Here is an 18,729-nt window from a genome sequence, read left to right as displayed (position 1 = left end):
GGTAATGAAATTCTATAGCGTTCTATATCTATTTTTAATCTTGCTCTCTTGTGAAACTAAGCAAGACAAAATTTTACCTGAGGAACGTGCCTTAACGGAAGCCGTGTATTCTTCAGCGATTATTCAACCGGATAGCTTATATCAAGTCTATGCGATTGTCTCTGGCATATTAGATGCTAATCTAATAGAAGAAGGAGATTTAGTTTTTAAAGGTGAACCACTTATACAAATCATTAATAGTACACCCAAAATAAATAGTCAGAATGCTAAACTAGCTTTACATCTGGCTCAAGAAAACTATTCGGGTAGCGCTGCTATTCTAAGCAGTATTGAAGATGAAATAATCGCAGCCACATTGACTTTTAAAAATGATTCTATTAATTATTACAGACAAAAGAATCTATGGGATCAACATATTGGATCTAAGGTACAATACGATACCAAAAAACTAAATTATGAACTGGCTTCAACGCAATTAAAACTCTTGCGTAATAAATATAATAGAACGAAAAAAGAATTAGATATAGCCGTAAAACAAGCTCAAAACAATTACCAGTCTACATCTATTAAAACTCAAGATTTCACTGTAACGAGCAAAATTAATGGCAAAGTATATGCCCTATACAAAGAACCTGGCGAAATTGTAACTACCATGGACCCTATTGCAAGCATTGGTAGTGCTAATCGATTTATCATAGAGCTTTTGGTCGATGAAGTTGATATTGTTCGCATTGCATTAAACCAAGAAGTTGTGATTAGTTTAGATGCTTATGACGAGGTGATATTTAAAGGAAAAATCTCAAAAATATACCCTAAAAAGGATGAACAAAACCAAACCTTTAAAGTTGAAGCTGTTTTTGTAGAACAACCCAAAGTGTTATATCCTGGACTTTCTGGTGAAGCTAATATCATTATTGCAAAAAAAGATAAGGTTTTAACCTTACCAAAAGCCTATATCATTGATGGGAATAAAGTTAAAACAGATGACGGTATTGTTACTGTAAAAACAGGTTTAGAAAATATGGATTACATCGAAATAGTGTCTGGAATCAACAAAGACACTTATGTTTATAAACAAAACTAATGGTTAATTGGAATATCATTTTAAGTATCGCTAAAACCCATTTGCTTACTAAAATAAAGCAAACCGCTATTGCTGCACTTGGTGTTACATTTGGTATAGGCTCATATATTACTTTAGTCTGTTTTATGACCGGTTTAAATACCATGTTAGATGATTTAGTCTTAAACCAAACACCTCACATTCATATTTATAATGAAATAGAACCCTCAGAAAAGCAACCCATTTCTTTATATGATAATTTAAAGGAAAGCTTTAACGTTGTGCATTCTATTAAACCCAAATTGAGTCAGAAAAAAATCCACAATGGCTTGCCTATTATTAAGTTTTTAGAAAAAGATGAAGCGGTTAGAGGTGCGCTTCCTCAGGTTAAAACTCAAATTTTTTATATGGCTGGTTCTATTGAACTCGCCGGAAACTTAACAGGAATAAATCCCTTGAGCGAAGTTGAACTCTTTAATTTAGGAGATTATATTGTTGAAGGCTCTGCTGAAGCTTTACAAAACACCGATAACAGTATTTTATTAGGCATTGGTATTGCTAAAAAAATGGCTTTAAAAGTGGGAGACCGTGTACAAGTCAGTCCGATTAACGGAGGCATTTTTCCTCTAAAAATTGTCGGCTTTTATCAGAGTGGTATTGCAGATTTAGATGCTGTCCAAAGTTTTAGCAATATAAAAACAGTACAACGGATTTTGGGTGAAGCGAATAATTACATCACAGATATTAATGTGAAGCTTTACGATATTGAAAAAGCCTTACCACTCGCTCAAAAAATTGAACAACAATTTGACTTAAAAGCAATGGATATTAAAACCGCTAATGCACAATTTGAAACAGGTACTGACATTAGAAACCTTATTACTTATGCCGTATCTATTACATTACTTATTGTTGCTGGCTTTGGTATTTACAATATTTTAAACATGCTTATTTACGAAAAAATGAATGATATCGCCATATTAAAAGCCATTGGATTTTCGGGTAAAGATGTGCAGCTTATATTTATGAGTCAAGCTATGATTATAGGTTTTGTTGGCGGTGTTATGGGCTTGCTCATTGGTTACGGATTATCGAGCTTAATTGCTACAGTTCCTTTTGAAACAGAAGCCATTCCAACTGTAGACACCTATCCTATCAACATTCAACCATCATTTTTTATTATCGGTTTTTCATTCGCTATGCTTTCCACTTTTCTTGCTGGGTATTTACCCTCTAAAAAAGCTAAAAAAATTGATCCTGTAAAAATTATAAGAGGCCTATAACATGACTACTGTACTAGAAGCAAAACATATCAATAAATACTTTAAAACCCCTGTATTGTTTCATGTTTTAAAAGACATCAACTTTCAGGTAAAAAAAGGAGAATTCGCATCCATAATGGGAAAATCGGGTTGTGGAAAATCTACATTACTTTATATTCTCTCTACTATGGATACCGATTACGACGGTGAGTTGTATTTAGACAACAAACTTATATCTGGTAGCGCTAATGAACATTTATCCTATATGCGAAATAAACATATTGGTTTTGTGTTTCAGTTTCATTATTTGCTTTCTGAATTTACCATTTTAGAAAACGTAATGCTTCCTGCTAAAAAATTAGGAGAAAAATCGTATCAAGAGATTGAGCATGATGCCATGGAAAAACTAAAAATGTTAAATATTGAACATTTAGCCAAAAAACAAGCCTCACGTGTTTCTGGTGGTGAAAAACAACGGGTCGCCATAGCCCGCGCCTTAATTAATAACCCTTCTATTATTATGGGAGATGAACCCACAGGAAATCTAGATAGCCATAATGCGGAAAATGTGTTTAATATTTTTAAACGTTTAAGTAAAGAAGAAAATTTGTCGTTACTTATTGTTACTCACGACGAAGATTTTGCCAATAAAACAGATCGAATCATCCAGATGGAAGATGGTAAGATACGGTTATAAAATAGCCTTATGCACTGATATAAATCATTTCAAGACCTTCACCTTTTAGTTAATTTTATGGTGTATTTTTAAAGATAACGTTATGAAAACATTACAAAACTTAGAAAATCAAATTATAAGGCTTACGACGAGTATTGAGGTTAATTATCCTGAATTATACAAATCCTTAGATGAAAGCCCTATTACAATTCCGTCTTCATCACATCCACACATGACCATCAGTATAATGGAAGATTATCTTGAAACGCTAAAGCAAATGTTAAAGCAGTATACTAAAACTCATAATAAACAATAATGGCATATATAGATTACTATAAAATATTGGGAATATCTAAAACCGCTTCCGATAAGGATATAAAAAAAGCGTATCGCAAGCTTGCTCGTAAATACCATCCCGATCTTAATCCCAATGACAAAGCAGCAGAGCAAAAGTTTAAGAAAATCAATGAAGCCAATGAAGTATTGAGTCATCCCGAAAATCGAAAAAAATACGATGAATACGGAGAAAATTGGCAACATGCAGAAGAATACGAAAAAGCAAAACAGCAACAAAAGCAGTATTCGCAACAACAAGGTTCGCAGGGAAGTTATGGAGATTATAGCGAAAGTGATTTCTCTGACTTTTTCAGTTCTATGTTTGGCGGTGCAGCTGGAGCAAAAGGGCAACGTCGACAATCTCAGTTTAGAGGTCAAGATTTTAATGCCCAATTACAGCTTAACCTCAAAGATGTTTACAGCACTCACAAACGAACGTTAACGGTTAATAATAAAAACATTAGAATTACAATTCCTGCAGGTGTTGAAAACGGTCAAGTTATTAAAATAAAAGGTCACGGAGGAAAAGGAGTGAATGGCGGACCAAATGGAGACTTGCTTATTGAGTTTTTAATTCATAATGATACTAACTTTAAAAGAGATGGTAATAATTTATACGCTACAGTAGATTTAGATCTCTACAAAGCGCTCTTAGGTGGAGAAATTATGGTAGATACTTTTGATGGTAAAGTAAAACTTACGGTAAAACCAGAAACACAAAATGGTACAAAAGTAAAACTCAAAGGCAAAGGGTTTCCTAAATATAAAAAAGAAGGACAGTTTGGCGATTTATACATCACCTATGTTATAAAAACACCGACAAAACTCACTCCTAAAGAAAAAGAACTTTTTACTGAATTATCAAAATTAAGATAACATGGAAACCACACAGCTTATATCAATCTCTCAATTTTGTACCCATTACAATGTTCCTGTTAGCTTTATTAATACATTACATGAGTACGAACTCGTTGAGATTATTATTACAGATCATAAAACCTATCTCAAAACAAACCAGCTGCATGATGTTGAAAAAATGATGCGCTTGCATTACGATTTAGATATTAACATTGAAGGTATTGATGCTATTTACAATTTACTAAAACAAGTAGAAACCCTTCAGTCTGAAATTACAGCTTTACGGAATAAATTGGATTTTTACGAGAATTTATAAACCAATTTTTAATGATAGACCTAGAAGTATTAAAAGCGTGGATTAATACTAATCCATTATTAGTTAGTATTATTAAATTTATGATAATACTTGCGCTTATTTTAATGGTGATACAGTTGATAAGACGGTATTTTAAAAAAAACATATCTAATACTATTATACGCTACAAAGCACAAAAAGGCATTGAACTTGTTGGCTATGTGCTTTTAATCATAATGGCCATTATCTACTTTTCTGGTTCTATTAAAGATTTCACTATTATTATTGGTTTATTTACCGCAGGATTAGCCTTTACATTACAAGAATTGATACTTAGTATTGCCGGTTCTATTTATATCTTTTTAGTAAAAGTGTACAAACCTGGGGATCGTATTGAGATTAATGGAATTAAAGGTGATGTCATTGATGTCGATAGCATCTACACCACCATGATGGAAATTGGCGAATGGGTTAGCAGTGATAATTATAGCGGACGTATTGTAAAACTGAGTAATGCTTTTGTTTTTAAAGGCCCAATTTATAACTACGCTCAAGATTTTCCATTTATCTGGGACGAATTTAACCTACCTATTCGTTATGGTTCCGATATCGATTTAGCCAAATCAATGATTATAAACATTGCTTCTGAAATACTTTCTGAATATACCATAAATTCTAAAACAGATTGGACCACTGTAGTCAATAAATACTACATAGAAGATGCACAGATAGACCCAACCTTAGCCATATCGCTTACTGACAATTGGATTCAATTTAACCTGAGATACATTGTGGATTATAAAAAACGACGCTATGTTAAACATCTCCTCAATGATAAAATAAGATTGGAAATTGAAAACACTAATGGAAAAATTATTTTAGCCTCTGCAACCGTCGAAGTTATTAAAATACCAGATTTAAAAGTTAACATGAATCATAAACAAACGGAGTAAATTTATAAAAGCCCTGCTAGGTTAATCTGCAACACTAAAATTTTCGGTAGTGACCTTTTTAGTATTGAAAATTCTCAAGATGTATCAATAATGATTTTTTTTTTAATAATGGTTACTGAAGCTATTGCCTTTTAAACTGCAGGCTTCATTTTTTGATCTGATAAAACAGAACACATGAAATCATTTTCTCTTTTCTCTATAGTACTAATGTGTATTGCCATATTAATTTTAGATATGCTCGCGTTCTATTGGCTACAATCTATTACGCAACTAATACCATCGCCACTACTAAGGACAAGCATTCATGTTTTATTTTGGTTATTTTCTATTGGTTTAATCACTTCTATTTTAGTACTAAAAGTGACTTTAGATGATGTAAACCCTATAAAAAAACAACTTTTAATTTCTAAATTTTATGGTCTTGCGATTTCTTCATTTGTTCCTAAATTGATTTTTGTCATTATCATCTCTGTGCTTTATTTTACAAATTATTTGTTTTCGGAAAGTGAATCACTCATCATTGTTCCTGTTGTTGGATTACTTTCAGGATTTCTTCCATTTTTTGTGATACTGCATGGCATTTATATAGCGGTTTATAAATTTAAAGTCCATCATCATATTATTAAATCCAGACTTTTACCAAAATCTTTTAATGGAATTAAAATTGTACAAATCTCAGACCTCCATTTAGGTAGTTTTAATTATGCTTATGAGAAATTAGTAAAAGCCATTGAAAAAATTAACAAGCTACAGCCCGACTATATTGTATTTACAGGTGATATTGTAAATAATTATGCTTGGGAATTACGAGGCTGGGATACTGTCTTTAGTCAACTCAAAGCAAAAAAAGGAAAATATGCTATTTTAGGAAATCACGATTATAGCGATTATAGTACTTGGGACACTTTAGAAGCAAAACAAGAAAATTCTGAAGCCATTAAGCAGTTTTTTAAAACGATAGATTTTAAATTGTTATTAAACGAAGCTGAAGTCATTTCTAAAAACAATGAACACATCGCTATTATTGGTGTAGAGAATTGGGGAGAACCTCCTCTTAAACGCTACTGTGATTTACAAAAAGCTATGGCACATGTAAAAACCATACCTTTTAAAATTTTATTATCTCATGATCCTACGCATTGGCCAGAAGAAGTTATTGATAAAACAGATATCGCTTTAACCCTTGCGGGTCATACCCATGGCATGCAAGCAGCTTTTCAGTATAAAAAATTACAATGGAGTCCTATAAAATATAAGTTTAAACATTGGGCTGGTTTGTACCAACACAAGCAGCAATACCTTTATGTCAATAGAGGCTTGGGTTGGTTGGGTTTTCCAGCAAGAATTGGTATGCGTCCTGAAATTACATGTATTGAATTACAAACACTCCCTAACGAGCCAAAATCATAATACGAGGTCCAATTAGATCTGCCATGCCATTCATTAAGATAGACGATAAGACTATTGTAAATCCTTTAATTTTGCTTTTTCGTCCTTTTCCTTTTGACGCTCTAACCTTTTAAAATAACCTCGCGTTAAAAAATTATGTTTTAAGGCTTCCATATTCTGATTAAATTTATCAGTGCCATCATTAATATTTTTTAAAGATGATTTTAGAGTATTAACCAATGAGGTGTCTTTCATGATATAATGATAAGCGCCTTCATTAGTATTAAAATCACTAACCACAGCATTAACATTAGTTAATACATTTTCCATCTCTGTACTTGATATTTCAAGATTATTGATAATCGTTTTTAGTTGATGCCCCGAAATAGAGTCATTTATTAAAACCCCTAAAACAGTATCATCATTCGTTTTTATAGAATGTATAATGCGATTTAACTCGGAGATTGAATTAGAAGCCCCATAACTTGCCATTTTAAGGTTAACTATAGATTCTTTTAAGTCTTGAGCCAATATGGTATCATTTAACAAAACACCTAAAGTACCTTTCCCTTCAATAAGACCATTGGTTATTTTCATTAAATCGGAAGTCAGGATAGCCGCATTTTCGTTGGTAACACTCAATGTACTTAAAATATCATCCGTTCCAATTTTACTGTACGATTTAATAATATCTCCATTTTTAATAACTTCAGAAGTGCCTCTTCCTGGAACAATATTGATAATCATATTACCAACTAATCCATCGGACCCAATAGAAGCTATAGCATTCTTTTTAATATGTTGTGTTATTTTTTCGTCAATAGACATATCAATTTTAATCGTGGAATCATTCACCATTGCTATAGAACTAACGGTTCCAATATCGATACCAGCATAACGCACGTTATTTCCTTTTTGCAAACCATTTATATTATGAAAATAAGAGCTTATAGTAAAGGTCTTTTTAAACATCTCTTTTCGCTGACCGATAAAATAGACTCCTGTAATAAAAAGTAGGGTCCCTATAATAACAAAAAGACCTAATCTAATTTTTTGTGAATTCGTATTTTTCATAAATCTTGTTTAAAAAATGCTTTTATTTTCGGATCATTTGAAGTGGATAATTCTTTAAACGTGCCAACCGCATAATCTATGCCGTCGATAAGCAATATCATTCGGTCCGAAATTACCCGTGCACAATCCACATCGTGTGTTATAATAAGTGATGATGTATTGTACTTCTCTTGAATGTCTTGCATTAGTAAAATAATTTCTTTGGAAGTAATAGGATCTAATCCACTCGTAGGCTCATCATATAACATTATTTTAGGTTGAAGAATTAGTGTTCTGGCTAAAGCAACACGTCGTTTCATACCACCAGACAATTCTGAAGGCATTAAATCTATAGTATTGGCTAAACCAACACTATCCAAGGTATCCAACACTAATTGTTCCGTGGATTTGGCATCTTTACTAATATTCGTATGATGTCTTAAAGGAAACTCTAAATTTTCTCTAACCGTCATAGAATCATATAAAGCGCTCCCTTGAAACAAAAACCCAATATCCGATCTCAATATATCTAAGGCTTTTTCGTTCAGTTTGGTTATATCTTTATGCATTACAGTAATCGTACCACTGTCTGCCTCCATTAAACCAACCAGACATTTAATCATCACCGATTTTCCCGAGCCAGATTTCCCCATTATCACAAGGTTTTCGCCTTTATGCAACTGCATATTAAACCCATTTAACACATGGTTATCTCCAAAACTTTTATGTAAGTCTTTTACTTGAAGAACAACCTCTCGATCTTGTATGTTTGTTTCTTCTTTCATAAATCGTAGAATATATCCGTTACAAAAACAGCAATAAAATCTATTATAAATAATAATAACGACGTAAACACAACTGCCGAGTTAGCAGCCTTACCAACACCTTCTGTTCCTTTTTCACAAAAATAACCTTTAAAGCAACCGACGATACCGATTGCAAATCCAAAAAAGAAAGTCTTAATTGTCGCCGGAATGATATCTCCAAATTCTAAAGCTTCAAAAACTTGATTGAAATAAAGTAAAAACGACACATTGCCTTTAGAGCTTTCTACCAAATAAGATCCATAAAGTGCAATAACATCGCCAATAATCACCAAAAGCGGTAACATTAAAGTTATTGCCAAAACTCGAGTAACAACTAAATATTTAAACGGATTAGTCCCTGAAACCTCCATAGCATCAATCTGTTCGGTAACGCGCATAGAGCCTAATTCTGCACCAATCCCAGAACCAATCTTACCTGCACAAACTAATGCGGTTAATATAGGACCTATTTCTCTCACTATAGAAATACCAACCATCGAAGGCATCCAACTTACGGCACCAAATTCCATCAGCGTTGGTCGGGTTTGTAAGGTTAGTACCAAACCAATAATAAACCCCGTAATACCGACCAATAATAAAGACTTATTACCCATTTGATAACATTGACGCAAAAACTCTTTATACTCAAAAGGACGATTAAATACGTTTTTAAAAAATCGAGCTGTAAAATATGAAAGCTCTCCTATCTCTGTAAAAAAAGACCTCAATTGCATTCTTATTTGTGTAATTACGAACATTGGCATGACAGTATTTTTCAAATATACAGGATTTCAAGGCGGTTTAAAATGACAAGCGTCATATGGAATGACTGATTAATATCAACATCTATTTCATTTGTTTAAGATACCTTAGAGCTATAAAACTTAAGTTATGAGAACTACTGTTCATATAGAAAACATAAAATGTGATCGTTGTATAAAAACGATAATGAATAGACTATTAAAAATAGAAAACATCAGTGAAGTTGATATAAATACTGAAGCCTGCACAGTCGCTTTTGATTATCATACCGAACACGATTTTGAAATGGTAAAACATGCCCTTTCTGGAATAGGCTATCCTATTATTGGTACAGAAAACAGATTAAAACCATAATGATTAACAACTTAGCATTCTTAAAGAAGATTATCGCTATTAGTTAATTCATTTTCGGTCTCTTCACCGCTACTCCAACACTCTAAATTATAAATCGTACCCTCAGCTATATTTGTTAAAGCTTCAGCTGTTAAAAAAGCTTGATGCCCAGTAATAAGGACATTAGGGAATGCATTTAATTTTATTAAAAGATCATCGTTAGGGATGTCCTGAGAATGATCTCTAAAGAAAATAGCCCCTTCATTTTCATAAACATCAATGCCTAAAGCCCCGATTTTTCCTTTTGATAATCCTTCTATAACATGCTCTGTATTAATCACCGCACCTCTTGAGGTATTGATAATTATAACACCATGTTTCATTTCTGAAATAATATCCTCATTAATTAGTTGAAATGTGTCAGTATTTAATGGTACATGTAAAGAAATAATATCGGCTTGTTCACACAACGCTTGTAATGTAACATACTTTAAATTGTATTGTTCACTTAACGTCTTATTTTCTTCAATATCATAACCCAATAGTTGACAACCAAAACCATGCATAATTTTAGCCATTACACTGCCAATTCGCCCAGTACCAATGATACCTACGGTTTTATTATTTAAATCAAAACCAACTAAATTATCGAGATTAAAATTATAATGTGTCACCCTATAATTAGCCGCTATAAGCTTTCTATTTAAGGAGAGTAATAAAGCTACGGCATGCTCTGCAATAGCATAAGGTGAATATTTAGGAACATGAGCGACTTTAATGTTTAGCCGCGCCGCAGCTCTTAAATTAACATTATTAAAGCCAACCGATCTTAAGGCTATATATTTTACACCAAAATCTTTAAGTTTTTCTACCGTAATAAAACAAGCTTCATCTGACGAAAAAATAGATATGGCATCATAACCTATTGCTTTTATTGCGGTTTCTGATGACAACCCCTCAGTAATAAAAGTGAGTTCATGTTTTTTGTTATTGGCTTTTTCTAAATATGGAATTTCAAATTCCTTTGCACTATAGACGAGTACTTTCATAATTTAGGTCTTAATATTGAATAGGTTAAAGCTATTTATAAAACAGAAATAACGAAATGATATTCATCATCTTAGCCAAGCTTCAAAATAATTTAACACTCTAGATTAAATACAAATAGTAACCATAAAAAAGCCCTCTCTTAATTATTAAAAGAGGGCTTTAAAACCAACCAAAAATCGCTGACTACCACTATCAGCTTTACTTTTAAAATCTTATTTCAACCTATAAAATTGTTCTTATAATTTACAATTCCTCTTTTAGAGATCTAAAAAGCGAAACATCCCAAAATTCTTTTCATTAAAACTCATTACAGGCACCTTACCATAGCCTTCTAGTTTTTTCACTATATCGCGATGAAAGACTTTCTTTAAAAACCCATTTTCTTCTCTTTCTAACAATACAACCATATCCGCACCAACGTCGCCTAAATAGACTCTGAGGGATTCATAAATGGCTTCTGAAAATATAATTTCGAATGTTATTTTATCATAATCTACCTTTTCTTTGAGCATCGTTTTAAACCACTCCATTTGCGATTCTACTTCATAATCTTTCTGAGTTGAAATATGAACCACTTTTAATGTAGCACCAAATCCTTTAGCTATTCCTGATATTTTTTTAATCACTTCAATGTCTGCATCGGCATCAAAATCAGTAGCATACACAATAGTTTTTACAACGGAACAGTTGGCATCTGAAGGCACTGCTAAGACTAAACAATTGGCCTTATCAATGAGCTGTCTTGTTGTATTACCCATAATTATATCTTTCAATAAACTCATCCCTTTCATTCCTGTAACAATCATAAAAGCTTGAATTTCATTTGCCTTTTCAACAATCGTATCAACAACAGCTATTCCCTCTACAACCTCCATACTCACATTCATTTCGTAAACATCTTCCCCTAAATGTTTAACACAAAATTCCTCAAGTTTAGCATGTTCTTCTCTATAAGTATCACTCACTAAATCTGGAATTGGATAACTATCCTCCAATTCTAATGGCATTGGGTAAGTATAAACATGAGTAACCAATACGTTTGCTTCTAATGTTTTACTTATGGCGAGGGCATACTTTAATGCTATGACTGAGTTTTCTGAATAATCGACGGCACATACAATTCGTTTCATAACAATAGTATTTAAAAGATTGCCCCAAAATTAAAGTCCAATTTCGTCTTAGGAAATGACTTGAGTCAGTTATAAAATAGTCGTTCAAAATGACCTACATCATATGATTTACACAATGCGATGAATAATTTTACATCAAAACAATAACAACATGAATGATTTTAGAAGTAGACCTAAAGGTCGATATATTCTTGATGCTGACTGGCAAGAATTATACATACTTACAGAAAATCTGAAAGCAGATCTCTTATTCTATAAAGATGATTTAAGATTCTTACAACATCTCATAGATAAGTATTTTTTATGGATGTCAAAAAAAGAAAACATAGATAAAGTCAGAGATGTAGAAGTTAATTTAATGGAAACAAGCGAACAGTGTAATTCCCTTTTAAAACGCACGAGTATTCATTTAATTCATTTAGCAAACCTTATTGACGATGCATTTAAATACGATTCTCATAAACTTAGAGAAGAACACGAATCTTTAGAAGATGATATCGCCAATTTTGTTAAGGCCTTTAGAACTAGCAGAAAGGATATTTTAACGATTACTGAATACGTCATTGATAATGAAAAATTTGTAGAACAAATCATGAATAAGAAAAGATAAGTCTTAATCGCATTCTACAAAACCTAATATTGTGGCTTTTTGCTACAAGCTATAGTGCTTTTTTTTAACCCATTACCAACTGATATAAATCATTGTTAACACAAAGACTATTACTTAAATTTAATAAAACGACGTCTTATGAAAGATTTAAAAAATATTTTAACAGAAATAACGCGACTTACTCTAGAAATTGAGACCAATTACCCAGAGCTCTATCGCGACCTAAATGAAAACCCAATGACTTTACCTGTAACGAGTCATCCTCACATAGATAAAAAAGTCATGCAACAATATCTAGAAAGCCTTAAAGATTTAATACAACGTCACTTAGAAACCTATAAAATAGAAACAGAACAACGCAAATAGTATAATAAAACAAACAGCCATGGGAGAAATTGCCACCTCAAATAGACAAATTACCGTGTATTTTAGTTCTAAATCTGAACGCGCAAAGCAAACCTTAGCCTATGCTAAAACGAAAGGCTTAGCCATACAAGAAATAGACATCCTAAAAACACCGCTCACAGGTACTCAAATTGTAGAACTCGCCGATCGCTTGCATATTGAGGTCAGTAGTTTAGTTAATCAAGACCATCCATCTTATGAAAACCATTTTGAGCATCATAATTTTTCAACGGACGATTGGATTAAAATGATACAACATCATCCCGAAATAATGAAACAACCCATTGTCTTGTGTGGAGATAAAACCCTATTGGTAGAAACACCTACTGATATCATTAAAATTTAAAAACATTAAACACCAAATATTATGAAAGCTCAAGTTATTTACAATTCAGATTTACATTTTGAACATAACCAATGGAGAAGTGAACTTGCCTTTTGGGAAGATGAATTAAAATCCTTTAAAAATCGCTTAGAAGAATTGGTAGTTCGCTGGACTGATGAAGATATGCTAGCACAATTAGAACATTATCAAAATGCCTTTATACGCCAAGGGGAAGTTATCGACATACTACAACACGATATCCATGTACACGAAGCAAACATGTCTGCTCTAGATAACGAGGGTGAAGATGCTCTAGATAGACTACTTGTTAAAAATCATGTAGAGTTTAGAAATCGTATGGAAACGCAAAGACATATCTATGCCGAACTTAAACAAGAGTTTTTCCGCTTTCTCACAAAATATATGTAAACGCGATAACATCTAAGCTATGATTGATCTCAAATTGCCCAGTAAACAAGAGCTCAAAAGGTATAACACCCTTTTTAGTGTGCTCACAAAGTATGGTTTTGAGGATGTTATGGCTAATGATCAACTCAAAAAGCTCATACCAAAAAGCTATTTAAAAAAACATCCTGAAACTCAAAAACTACTTTCGTTTTCTAAGTTTGAACGGATCCGAATGGTATTAGAAGAATTAGGTCCTACCTATGTCAAACTCGGACAAATTTTTAGTAACCGAGAAGATATGTTACCTCCTAAACTCATTAAGGAGCTCGAAAAACTTCAAAATAATGTTCCCTCTTTAAAAGATTTTAATGTTAAAAAAACGATTGAAACTGAATTAAACATTAGCATTAGTGATTATTTTCTATACGTTAACCCGCAACCTTTAGCGGCTGCTTCTCTGGCACAGGTGCACCAAGCAAAATTGTTAAATGGTGATGATGTGGTTCTTAAAGTGCAACGTCCCAATGTCGATGACGTCATTGCGTCTGATATTGAAATAATGTATCACATTGCAAAAACATTAGATAAATATAGTCCACAAGCAAAAGCATTTCAGCCTTTAAGTATCGTTTCAGCCTTTGAAAAAAGTATAAAAGAAGAATTACTTTTTTCTAAAGAACTAGACAACATTGAACATTTTGCACGAAATTTTGAAGGAAATAATGCCATTTATGTTCCTAAAGTCTATAGAGCATTGTCTAACAATCATATTATCTGCATGGAATTTATTGATGGTATTAAAATATCGGATATAGAAAAACTAAAAGCACATCATATAGATCCTGTACAAATTGGTAATGTGGGTGTTGATTTATACCTAAAACAAATCTTAGAATATGGGTTCTTTCATGCCGATCCGCATCCAGGAAATATTTTTGTGATGCCTAATTCTGGTCAAATTTGTTTTATAGATTTTGGAATGATGGGCACAATTATGCCTAACGATGAGGAAGCTCTTGGAGAATTACTTTTAAACTTTATGCGTAAAGACACTAAGAAAATCATCCCTATACTTGAGAAAATCGCCATTAAAACCGAAATACCAGACTATAAAACGTTAGAATATGATTTGTATGAATTAATTGAGGATGTCAGCAATACCTCCTTAAAAAGTATAAAATTAGAAGCCGTTATCGAGAAATTCAAAAACGTATTATATCAAAACAAAGTCACCTTACCGCACTATTTATATATGTTAATGAGAGCCTTGGTCATAATTGAAGGCGTCGGTTTAAAACTCGATCCTAATTTTAATATCAACACCAACCTACAACCCTTTATGGCGACTATTAGTCGTAAAAAATTCAGTATAAAACGTTTATTTAAAAAAAACTGGTCAAGAGTTCAAAACATCAATGCTTTAATAGACACATTACCAGAAGACGTTAATAGTATTATACATAAAATAAAGGATGGCAAACTCACCATCATCCATGATATTAAAGGTCTTGAAGAACTAAGACATTCATTAAACAAAGCCTCTAACCGTTTGGTGGTTGCTATTATTATCGCAGCCTTATCTATTGGATCTGCGCTTTTGGTTATTGCCGATATGCCTCCTAAAGTAAAAGGAATTCCATTACTCGGTGCTATTGGGTTTACGCTATCTGCTATTCTCGGTTTTATCGTGGTCATCTCTATTTTCAGAAATAACAAACTATAGACAACTCTGTTATTTCAAGCCTCTCGCCTTTTCTAGGCCCTCTCCTTTTTCATTTTGTAACAGACTCAAATCAAACTGATTGAAATCAGTTTATACACGCTGACTCAGGTCATTTCAAACCCTATTTTTTCGCTCTAATTTTGTTTAGTAATTAAGATTACAACGTCTACAAAAACTATTAATTCTAAATAGAATAATCATGAAAACAAAATCAGAATTTTTAAGCGAATCTATTGTAAAGTTGCTCCAATATCGTGTTGAGCAAGAAGAATTTTCATATAGAATCTACCTTGCCATGTCACAATGGTTAGAATCCAAAGGATACACAGGAGCCGCTAAGTTATTCAAAAACTATAGTGACGAGGAATTGGTACATGCAGACAAAGCTAAAAACATGTTATTAGCTAATGGCATTAGACCAAACACCTCAGGTTTAGCTCAACCTAAACAAGACTTCTTAAGTCTTCCAGATGTCCTAATTTCTGCATTATCACATGAAAAAGAAATAACCAACCAATGCTATGCCTTAACCAAAGCAGCACATGACGAAAACAATTTTATGGTGGTTGAACTTGGCTTATGGTTTTGTAAAGAGCAAGCTGAAGAACTCAATAAAATCCAAAGCCTTTTAGATCGTTTAGAAGCTTTTGGTGAAGAACCAAGTATGCTCAGAGAGTTAGATGAAGAAATGGGAGATTTAGCAAAAGCCTAGATTGATAAAATAACAATTAAAATACAGAACAAAATGGCACACATAATAATCGTTTCTTTTAAGGAAGAAACAAAAGCTATTGAAGCTTTGCACAAAATGAAAAAATTAGACGCTTACGGAGATATCACGTTATACGAACACGTTATGATTCGTAAAAATGAAAATGATAAGTACGACGTTCTAAATGACCAAACGGACAACTACGCATGGCGAACCTTCACAGGTATGGCTTTAGGTGGCCTAATTGGCGCATTTGCAGGACCAATTGGTTTGGTTGTAGGTTTATATTCAGGAACCGCCTTAGGAGCCGTCTTAGATGTGGGGCACTACAACTTTGAAGATCATTTTATAGCAAAAGTAACCAACAAAATGAAAGTTGGAGATATTACCATTATTGCCGAAGTCGGAGAAGATAGCGCTGTATTTATTGATAACTACCTAAAACCACTTAATGTAGAAGTAATTAGAACTGAAGCTGATGTAGAATTTGATCATTACATAGAGGAACAAATCGATGAAATTGAAGACGATATTGAAGACGAACGCGAAAAACTTAATAAAGCAACAGCCAACGAAAAAGCCAAAATAATTACAAAAATTAACGATTTAAAAGCACAGCGTAAAGCAAAGTTAGCTGAATTAAAAGCTAAAAGAAAATCAACACTTCAAAAAGTAAAAGACAAAACAAAAAGTAAAATTAACACCTTAGAAACACGCCTTCACGACTATGAAGATTCTATCACTAAGTCTATCTCTAACATCAGAAAAAATAGATTGAAAAAAAGAATTAAAAGAGAGGAAGAAAAACTGTTTCAATTGCACGCAGCATTAGGAGAAGATATCCTTGATTAACATAAAAAAACGACACTCTAGTAGTCAAAATGATTAAATCACAACATAATGGGAAAGCTAATATTAGTAAGACACGGTAAAAGCCTTTGGAATGTAGAAAACATCTTTACAGGATGGACCGATATCGATCTTGCTCCTGAAGGTATTGAAGAGGCAAAAGCAGCAGGTAAACTCATCAAGAACCATAACCTATCTATTGATATTTGCTTTTCCTCTTATTTAAAAAGAGCTATAAAAACAGCTTGGATTATACTAGAAGCATCAGACATGATGCACGTCAATTGTATAAAAAGCTGGAAATTAAACGAACGAAACTATGGAGCTTGGCAAGGCAAATCTAAAGACGCTATTAGAACTGAAGTTGGCGAAGAAATATACTGGGACATTAGACGAGGATTTAGTACACCTCCACCTCCTTTAGACATTAATGATCAACGCCATCCTAAGTTCGATTCTAAATACAACACCTTAGAGCCGTCACTTTTACCTCGAAGTGAATCGTTAGAAGACACTCAAAAAAGAGTGGTACAGTATTTTTTTGAAGCCATAGCCTGTGAGCTTGCTAAAGGCAAAACTGTTTTGGTTTCAGCTCATGGTAATTCTATTCGTGCTTTAATTGCTCAGATAGAAAACATTAACAAGAATAACATTTCTAATGTAGAAGTACAAACAGCTGTACCTGCTGTTTACGAATTTGATAATAACCTAAATCTTACAAACCATTATCAACTTCAAGAAGCCAAATTAACTGTTTAAAATGTATTAATTATGAGAACTCTATGGTTTTTACGGATTGTTGCATTAGTAATTGCAGTCTCGTTGCTTAGTTGCGGTTCTTCAAAACCTCAACCGGTAAAAACAAATACCAATACAGCTGTAAAACGAGATGTTGAAACCAATTGGAAAACATTTAAAACAAAATCAGAAACTGCACTAAAAAAGAATGAAAACACCATTAATGACTTTGAAAAGGTATTTTCTCAATTAGGAATACAAAGTATTAATGAGATTAATAAAGAACTTGCTTTAATAAAAAAACAAAAATATTTACTCCAAAATCGTTTAACAAAGCGCAGTCAAGACTTCAAAGAAAAACGAATCAAATTCAATAAGGTTGCTAAAGCTAAAGAACAAAAATTTGAAGCCAAATTTAATCGTGACATGAAGACTTTAGAAAAAGCACTAAACGATCTGATAAACAAAACAAACACAAAAAACAAAACATTATGAAAACACGAATTTTATCCTTAACCATAATAGGATTTATGGTAGGAACATTTTTAACAAGTTGTGGTGACGCTTCAAAAAAAGATATGAAAGCCGCAAAAGAAGATTTGACCGAAGTTGGAAAAGATTTAAATAAAGCCGGAATAGAGGCTCAGAAAGAAGTACAAAACACCGTAGTTGCAAGTTGGGAGAAATTTAAATCGTCCTCTGAAACTGCGATTAATAATACTGAAGAAGAAATAAAAGTATTGCGCGATAAAATTGCTTTGGCTAGTAAAGCAGAACAAGAAAAACTAACAATGCAACTTAATAAGTTAGAACAAAAAAATAAAGCGTTAAAAGAAAAACTAGAGCAAAGAAGTCAAAAATTTAATGAAGACATCATTGAGTTCAACGAATCTGCCATAGAATCTGAATTGAAATTTGAACGTGAATTCAACCATGACGCAAGCCAGCTCGGTATAGCTTTAAAAGATTTATTTAAAGATAATGTAAACTAAA

24 protein-coding genes are annotated in these 18,729 nt (G+C 32.7%); 19 read left to right on the top strand and 5 right to left on the bottom strand.

What is annotated here, in order from left to right; all coding sequences use genetic code 11:
* Nucleotides 1-4: 4 nt before the first annotated feature.
* From ACXGSQ_RS10245 to ACXGSQ_RS10210, 8 genes are all read left to right on the top strand, one after another.
* Entirely contained in the window at nucleotides 5-1,084 is a 1,080-nt protein-coding gene (locus ACXGSQ_RS10245) for an efflux RND transporter periplasmic adaptor subunit (RefSeq protein ID WP_458626105.1), read from the top strand.
* On the top strand, nucleotides 1,084-2,346 hold the full coding sequence (locus ACXGSQ_RS10240) for an ABC transporter permease (RefSeq protein ID WP_458626104.1): 1,263 nt from the start codon (nucleotides 1,084-1,086) through the stop codon (nucleotides 2,344-2,346). Before ACXGSQ_RS10245 ends, ACXGSQ_RS10240 begins: the two co-directional genes overlap by 1 nt.
* Nucleotide 2,347: 1 nt before the next feature.
* Complete coding sequence (locus ACXGSQ_RS10235; RefSeq protein ID WP_458626103.1) at nucleotides 2,348-3,022, top strand: ABC transporter ATP-binding protein; 675 nt, start codon at nucleotides 2,348-2,350, stop codon at nucleotides 3,020-3,022.
* Between the two features lie 82 nt (nucleotides 3,023-3,104).
* A complete protein-coding gene (locus tag ACXGSQ_RS10230) occupies nucleotides 3,105-3,317 on the top strand; it encodes a hypothetical protein (protein ID WP_458626102.1) in 213 nt (70 codons plus the stop codon).
* On the top strand, nucleotides 3,317-4,213 hold the full coding sequence (locus ACXGSQ_RS10225; RefSeq protein ID WP_458626101.1) for a DnaJ C-terminal domain-containing protein: 897 nt from the start codon (nucleotides 3,317-3,319) through the stop codon (nucleotides 4,211-4,213). Before ACXGSQ_RS10230 ends, ACXGSQ_RS10225 begins: the two co-directional genes overlap by 1 nt.
* Nucleotide 4,214: 1 nt before the next feature.
* Complete coding sequence (locus ACXGSQ_RS10220) at nucleotides 4,215-4,511, top strand: chaperone modulator CbpM (RefSeq protein ID WP_458626100.1); 297 nt, start codon at nucleotides 4,215-4,217, stop codon at nucleotides 4,509-4,511.
* An 11-nt stretch (nucleotides 4,512-4,522) separates the two neighbouring features.
* Nucleotides 4,523-5,443: a mechanosensitive ion channel family protein gene (locus ACXGSQ_RS10215; protein WP_458626099.1), complete on the top strand. Its 921-nt coding sequence runs from the start codon at nucleotides 4,523-4,525 to the stop codon at nucleotides 5,441-5,443.
* A 174-nt stretch (nucleotides 5,444-5,617) separates the two neighbouring features.
* On the top strand, nucleotides 5,618-6,853 hold the full coding sequence (locus tag ACXGSQ_RS10210; RefSeq protein ID WP_458626098.1) for a metallophosphoesterase: 1,236 nt from the start codon (nucleotides 5,618-5,620) through the stop codon (nucleotides 6,851-6,853).
* A 51-nt stretch (nucleotides 6,854-6,904) separates the two neighbouring features.
* Here the strand turns inward: ACXGSQ_RS10210 and ACXGSQ_RS10205 are convergent, their stop codons facing one another.
* Genes ACXGSQ_RS10205 through ACXGSQ_RS10195 form a run of 3 tightly spaced genes read right to left on the bottom strand, consistent with a single transcriptional unit; the run spans nucleotide 6,905 to nucleotide 9,449 of the window.
* Nucleotides 6,905-7,906, bottom strand: coding sequence for an MlaD family protein (locus tag ACXGSQ_RS10205; RefSeq protein ID WP_458626097.1), 1,002 nt, complete (start codon nucleotides 7,904-7,906; stop codon nucleotides 6,905-6,907).
* On the bottom strand, nucleotides 7,903-8,670 hold the full coding sequence (locus ACXGSQ_RS10200) for an ABC transporter ATP-binding protein (RefSeq protein ID WP_458626096.1): 768 nt from the start codon (nucleotides 8,668-8,670) through the stop codon (nucleotides 7,903-7,905). Before ACXGSQ_RS10200 ends, ACXGSQ_RS10205 begins: the two co-directional genes overlap by 4 nt.
* Nucleotides 8,667-9,449 (bottom strand): MlaE family ABC transporter permease, encoded by a 783-nt coding sequence (locus ACXGSQ_RS10195; protein WP_458626095.1) that lies wholly within the window; start codon nucleotides 9,447-9,449, stop codon nucleotides 8,667-8,669. Before ACXGSQ_RS10195 ends, ACXGSQ_RS10200 begins: the two co-directional genes overlap by 4 nt.
* A 133-nt stretch (nucleotides 9,450-9,582) precedes the next feature.
* On the opposite strand from ACXGSQ_RS10195, the gene ACXGSQ_RS10190 reads away from it, so the two are divergent.
* Nucleotides 9,583-9,807, top strand: a complete 225-nt coding sequence (locus ACXGSQ_RS10190) for a heavy-metal-associated domain-containing protein (RefSeq protein WP_458626094.1) — start codon at nucleotides 9,583-9,585, stop codon at nucleotides 9,805-9,807.
* Between the two features lie 20 nt (nucleotides 9,808-9,827).
* Here the strand turns inward: ACXGSQ_RS10190 and ACXGSQ_RS10185 are convergent, their stop codons facing one another.
* Nucleotides 9,828-10,835, bottom strand: coding sequence for a 2-hydroxyacid dehydrogenase (locus tag ACXGSQ_RS10185; protein ID WP_458626093.1), 1,008 nt, complete (start codon nucleotides 10,833-10,835; stop codon nucleotides 9,828-9,830).
* A gap of 258 nt (nucleotides 10,836-11,093) precedes the next feature.
* Nucleotides 11,094-11,966: a universal stress protein gene (locus ACXGSQ_RS10180; protein ID WP_458626092.1), complete on the bottom strand. Its 873-nt coding sequence runs from the start codon at nucleotides 11,964-11,966 to the stop codon at nucleotides 11,094-11,096.
* 151 nt (nucleotides 11,967-12,117) lie between these two features.
* On the opposite strand from ACXGSQ_RS10180, the gene ACXGSQ_RS10175 reads away from it, so the two are divergent.
* The 10 genes from ACXGSQ_RS10175 to ACXGSQ_RS10130 all read left to right on the top strand — a co-directional run bounded on the left by ACXGSQ_RS10175 (nucleotide 12,118) and on the right by ACXGSQ_RS10130 (nucleotide 18,728).
* Nucleotides 12,118-12,576: a hypothetical protein gene (locus ACXGSQ_RS10175; RefSeq protein WP_458626091.1), complete on the top strand. Its 459-nt coding sequence runs from the start codon at nucleotides 12,118-12,120 to the stop codon at nucleotides 12,574-12,576.
* Nucleotides 12,577-12,714: 138 nt separating this feature from the next.
* Nucleotides 12,715-12,942, top strand: a complete 228-nt coding sequence (locus ACXGSQ_RS10170) for a hypothetical protein (RefSeq protein ID WP_458626090.1) — start codon at nucleotides 12,715-12,717, stop codon at nucleotides 12,940-12,942.
* Between the two features lie 19 nt (nucleotides 12,943-12,961).
* Nucleotides 12,962-13,327 carry an arsenate reductase family protein gene (locus ACXGSQ_RS10165; RefSeq protein WP_458626089.1) on the top strand — a complete coding sequence of 122 codons (366 nt, stop codon included), beginning with the start codon at nucleotides 12,962-12,964 and terminating at the stop codon, nucleotides 13,325-13,327.
* Between the two features lie 21 nt (nucleotides 13,328-13,348).
* Nucleotides 13,349-13,735, top strand: a complete 387-nt coding sequence (locus ACXGSQ_RS10160; protein ID WP_458626088.1) for a hypothetical protein — start codon at nucleotides 13,349-13,351, stop codon at nucleotides 13,733-13,735.
* Nucleotides 13,736-13,754: 19 nt separating this feature from the next.
* The gene (locus ACXGSQ_RS10155) at nucleotides 13,755-15,437 is read left to right on the top strand and encodes an ABC1 kinase family protein (RefSeq protein WP_458626087.1); all 1,683 of its coding nucleotides are present in this window, start codon (nucleotides 13,755-13,757) and stop codon (nucleotides 15,435-15,437) included.
* A 199-nt stretch (nucleotides 15,438-15,636) separates the two neighbouring features.
* Complete coding sequence (locus tag ACXGSQ_RS10150) at nucleotides 15,637-16,149, top strand: ferritin (protein ID WP_458626086.1); 513 nt, start codon at nucleotides 15,637-15,639, stop codon at nucleotides 16,147-16,149.
* A gap of 33 nt (nucleotides 16,150-16,182) precedes the next feature.
* The gene (locus ACXGSQ_RS10145; RefSeq protein WP_458626085.1) at nucleotides 16,183-17,001 is read left to right on the top strand and encodes a DUF1269 domain-containing protein; all 819 of its coding nucleotides are present in this window, start codon (nucleotides 16,183-16,185) and stop codon (nucleotides 16,999-17,001) included.
* 48 nt (nucleotides 17,002-17,049) lie between these two features.
* The gene (locus tag ACXGSQ_RS10140; protein ID WP_458626084.1) at nucleotides 17,050-17,757 is read left to right on the top strand and encodes a 2,3-bisphosphoglycerate-dependent phosphoglycerate mutase; all 708 of its coding nucleotides are present in this window, start codon (nucleotides 17,050-17,052) and stop codon (nucleotides 17,755-17,757) included.
* A gap of 12 nt (nucleotides 17,758-17,769) precedes the next feature.
* On the top strand, nucleotides 17,770-18,231 hold the full coding sequence (locus ACXGSQ_RS10135; protein ID WP_458626083.1) for a hypothetical protein: 462 nt from the start codon (nucleotides 17,770-17,772) through the stop codon (nucleotides 18,229-18,231).
* The gene (locus tag ACXGSQ_RS10130; RefSeq protein ID WP_458626082.1) at nucleotides 18,228-18,728 is read left to right on the top strand and encodes a hypothetical protein; all 501 of its coding nucleotides are present in this window, start codon (nucleotides 18,228-18,230) and stop codon (nucleotides 18,726-18,728) included. Before ACXGSQ_RS10135 ends, ACXGSQ_RS10130 begins: the two co-directional genes overlap by 4 nt.
* Nucleotide 18,729 lies beyond the last annotated feature (1 nt).

It is taken from the genome of Winogradskyella sp. PC D3.3 (assembly GCF_054366245.1).
Note: the sequence above shows the minus strand (reverse complement) of the source record. Positions and strands in the feature narration are given on the sequence as shown.

Bases quoted from the DNA above. Each gene is read 5' to 3' on its own strand.
- ACXGSQ_RS10140 (WP_458626084.1), top strand. From the start codon at position 17,050: ATGGGAAAGCTAATATTAGTAAGACACGGTAAAAGCCTTTGGAATGTA.
- ACXGSQ_RS10235 (WP_458626103.1), top strand. From the start codon at position 2,348: ATGACTACTGTACTAGAAGCAAAACATATCAATAAATACTTTAAAACC.
- ACXGSQ_RS10175 (WP_458626091.1), top strand. From the start codon at position 12,118: ATGAATGATTTTAGAAGTAGACCTAAAGGTCGATATATTCTTGATGCT.
- ACXGSQ_RS10150 (WP_458626086.1), top strand. From the start codon at position 15,637: ATGAAAACAAAATCAGAATTTTTAAGCGAATCTATTGTAAAGTTGCTC.
- ACXGSQ_RS10130 (WP_458626082.1), top strand. From the start codon at position 18,228: ATGAAAACACGAATTTTATCCTTAACCATAATAGGATTTATGGTAGGA.
- ACXGSQ_RS10240 (WP_458626104.1), top strand. From the start codon at position 1,084: ATGGTTAATTGGAATATCATTTTAAGTATCGCTAAAACCCATTTGCTT.
- ACXGSQ_RS10195 (WP_458626095.1), bottom strand. From the start codon at position 9,449: ATGTTCGTAATTACACAAATAAGAATGCAATTGAGGTCTTTTTTTACA.
- ACXGSQ_RS10210 (WP_458626098.1), top strand. From the start codon at position 5,618: ATGAAATCATTTTCTCTTTTCTCTATAGTACTAATGTGTATTGCCATA.
- ACXGSQ_RS10200 (WP_458626096.1), bottom strand. From the start codon at position 8,670: ATGAAAGAAGAAACAAACATACAAGATCGAGAGGTTGTTCTTCAAGTA.
- ACXGSQ_RS10185 (WP_458626093.1), bottom strand. From the start codon at position 10,835: ATGAAAGTACTCGTCTATAGTGCAAAGGAATTTGAAATTCCATATTTA.
- ACXGSQ_RS10155 (WP_458626087.1), top strand. From the start codon at position 13,755: ATGATTGATCTCAAATTGCCCAGTAAACAAGAGCTCAAAAGGTATAAC.
- ACXGSQ_RS10135 (WP_458626083.1), top strand. From the start codon at position 17,770: ATGAGAACTCTATGGTTTTTACGGATTGTTGCATTAGTAATTGCAGTC.
- ACXGSQ_RS10145 (WP_458626085.1), top strand. From the start codon at position 16,183: ATGGCACACATAATAATCGTTTCTTTTAAGGAAGAAACAAAAGCTATT.
- ACXGSQ_RS10170 (WP_458626090.1), top strand. From the start codon at position 12,715: ATGAAAGATTTAAAAAATATTTTAACAGAAATAACGCGACTTACTCTA.
- ACXGSQ_RS10215 (WP_458626099.1), top strand. From the start codon at position 4,523: ATGATAGACCTAGAAGTATTAAAAGCGTGGATTAATACTAATCCATTA.
- ACXGSQ_RS10245 (WP_458626105.1), top strand. From the start codon at position 5: ATGAAATTCTATAGCGTTCTATATCTATTTTTAATCTTGCTCTCTTGT.
- ACXGSQ_RS10230 (WP_458626102.1), top strand. From the start codon at position 3,105: ATGAAAACATTACAAAACTTAGAAAATCAAATTATAAGGCTTACGACG.
- ACXGSQ_RS10160 (WP_458626088.1), top strand. From the start codon at position 13,349: ATGAAAGCTCAAGTTATTTACAATTCAGATTTACATTTTGAACATAAC.
- ACXGSQ_RS10225 (WP_458626101.1), top strand. From the start codon at position 3,317: ATGGCATATATAGATTACTATAAAATATTGGGAATATCTAAAACCGCT.
- ACXGSQ_RS10220 (WP_458626100.1), top strand. From the start codon at position 4,215: ATGGAAACCACACAGCTTATATCAATCTCTCAATTTTGTACCCATTAC.
- ACXGSQ_RS10180 (WP_458626092.1), bottom strand. From the start codon at position 11,966: ATGAAACGAATTGTATGTGCCGTCGATTATTCAGAAAACTCAGTCATA.
- ACXGSQ_RS10165 (WP_458626089.1), top strand. From the start codon at position 12,962: ATGGGAGAAATTGCCACCTCAAATAGACAAATTACCGTGTATTTTAGT.
- ACXGSQ_RS10190 (WP_458626094.1), top strand. From the start codon at position 9,583: ATGAGAACTACTGTTCATATAGAAAACATAAAATGTGATCGTTGTATA.
- ACXGSQ_RS10205 (WP_458626097.1), bottom strand. From the start codon at position 7,906: ATGAAAAATACGAATTCACAAAAAATTAGATTAGGTCTTTTTGTTATT.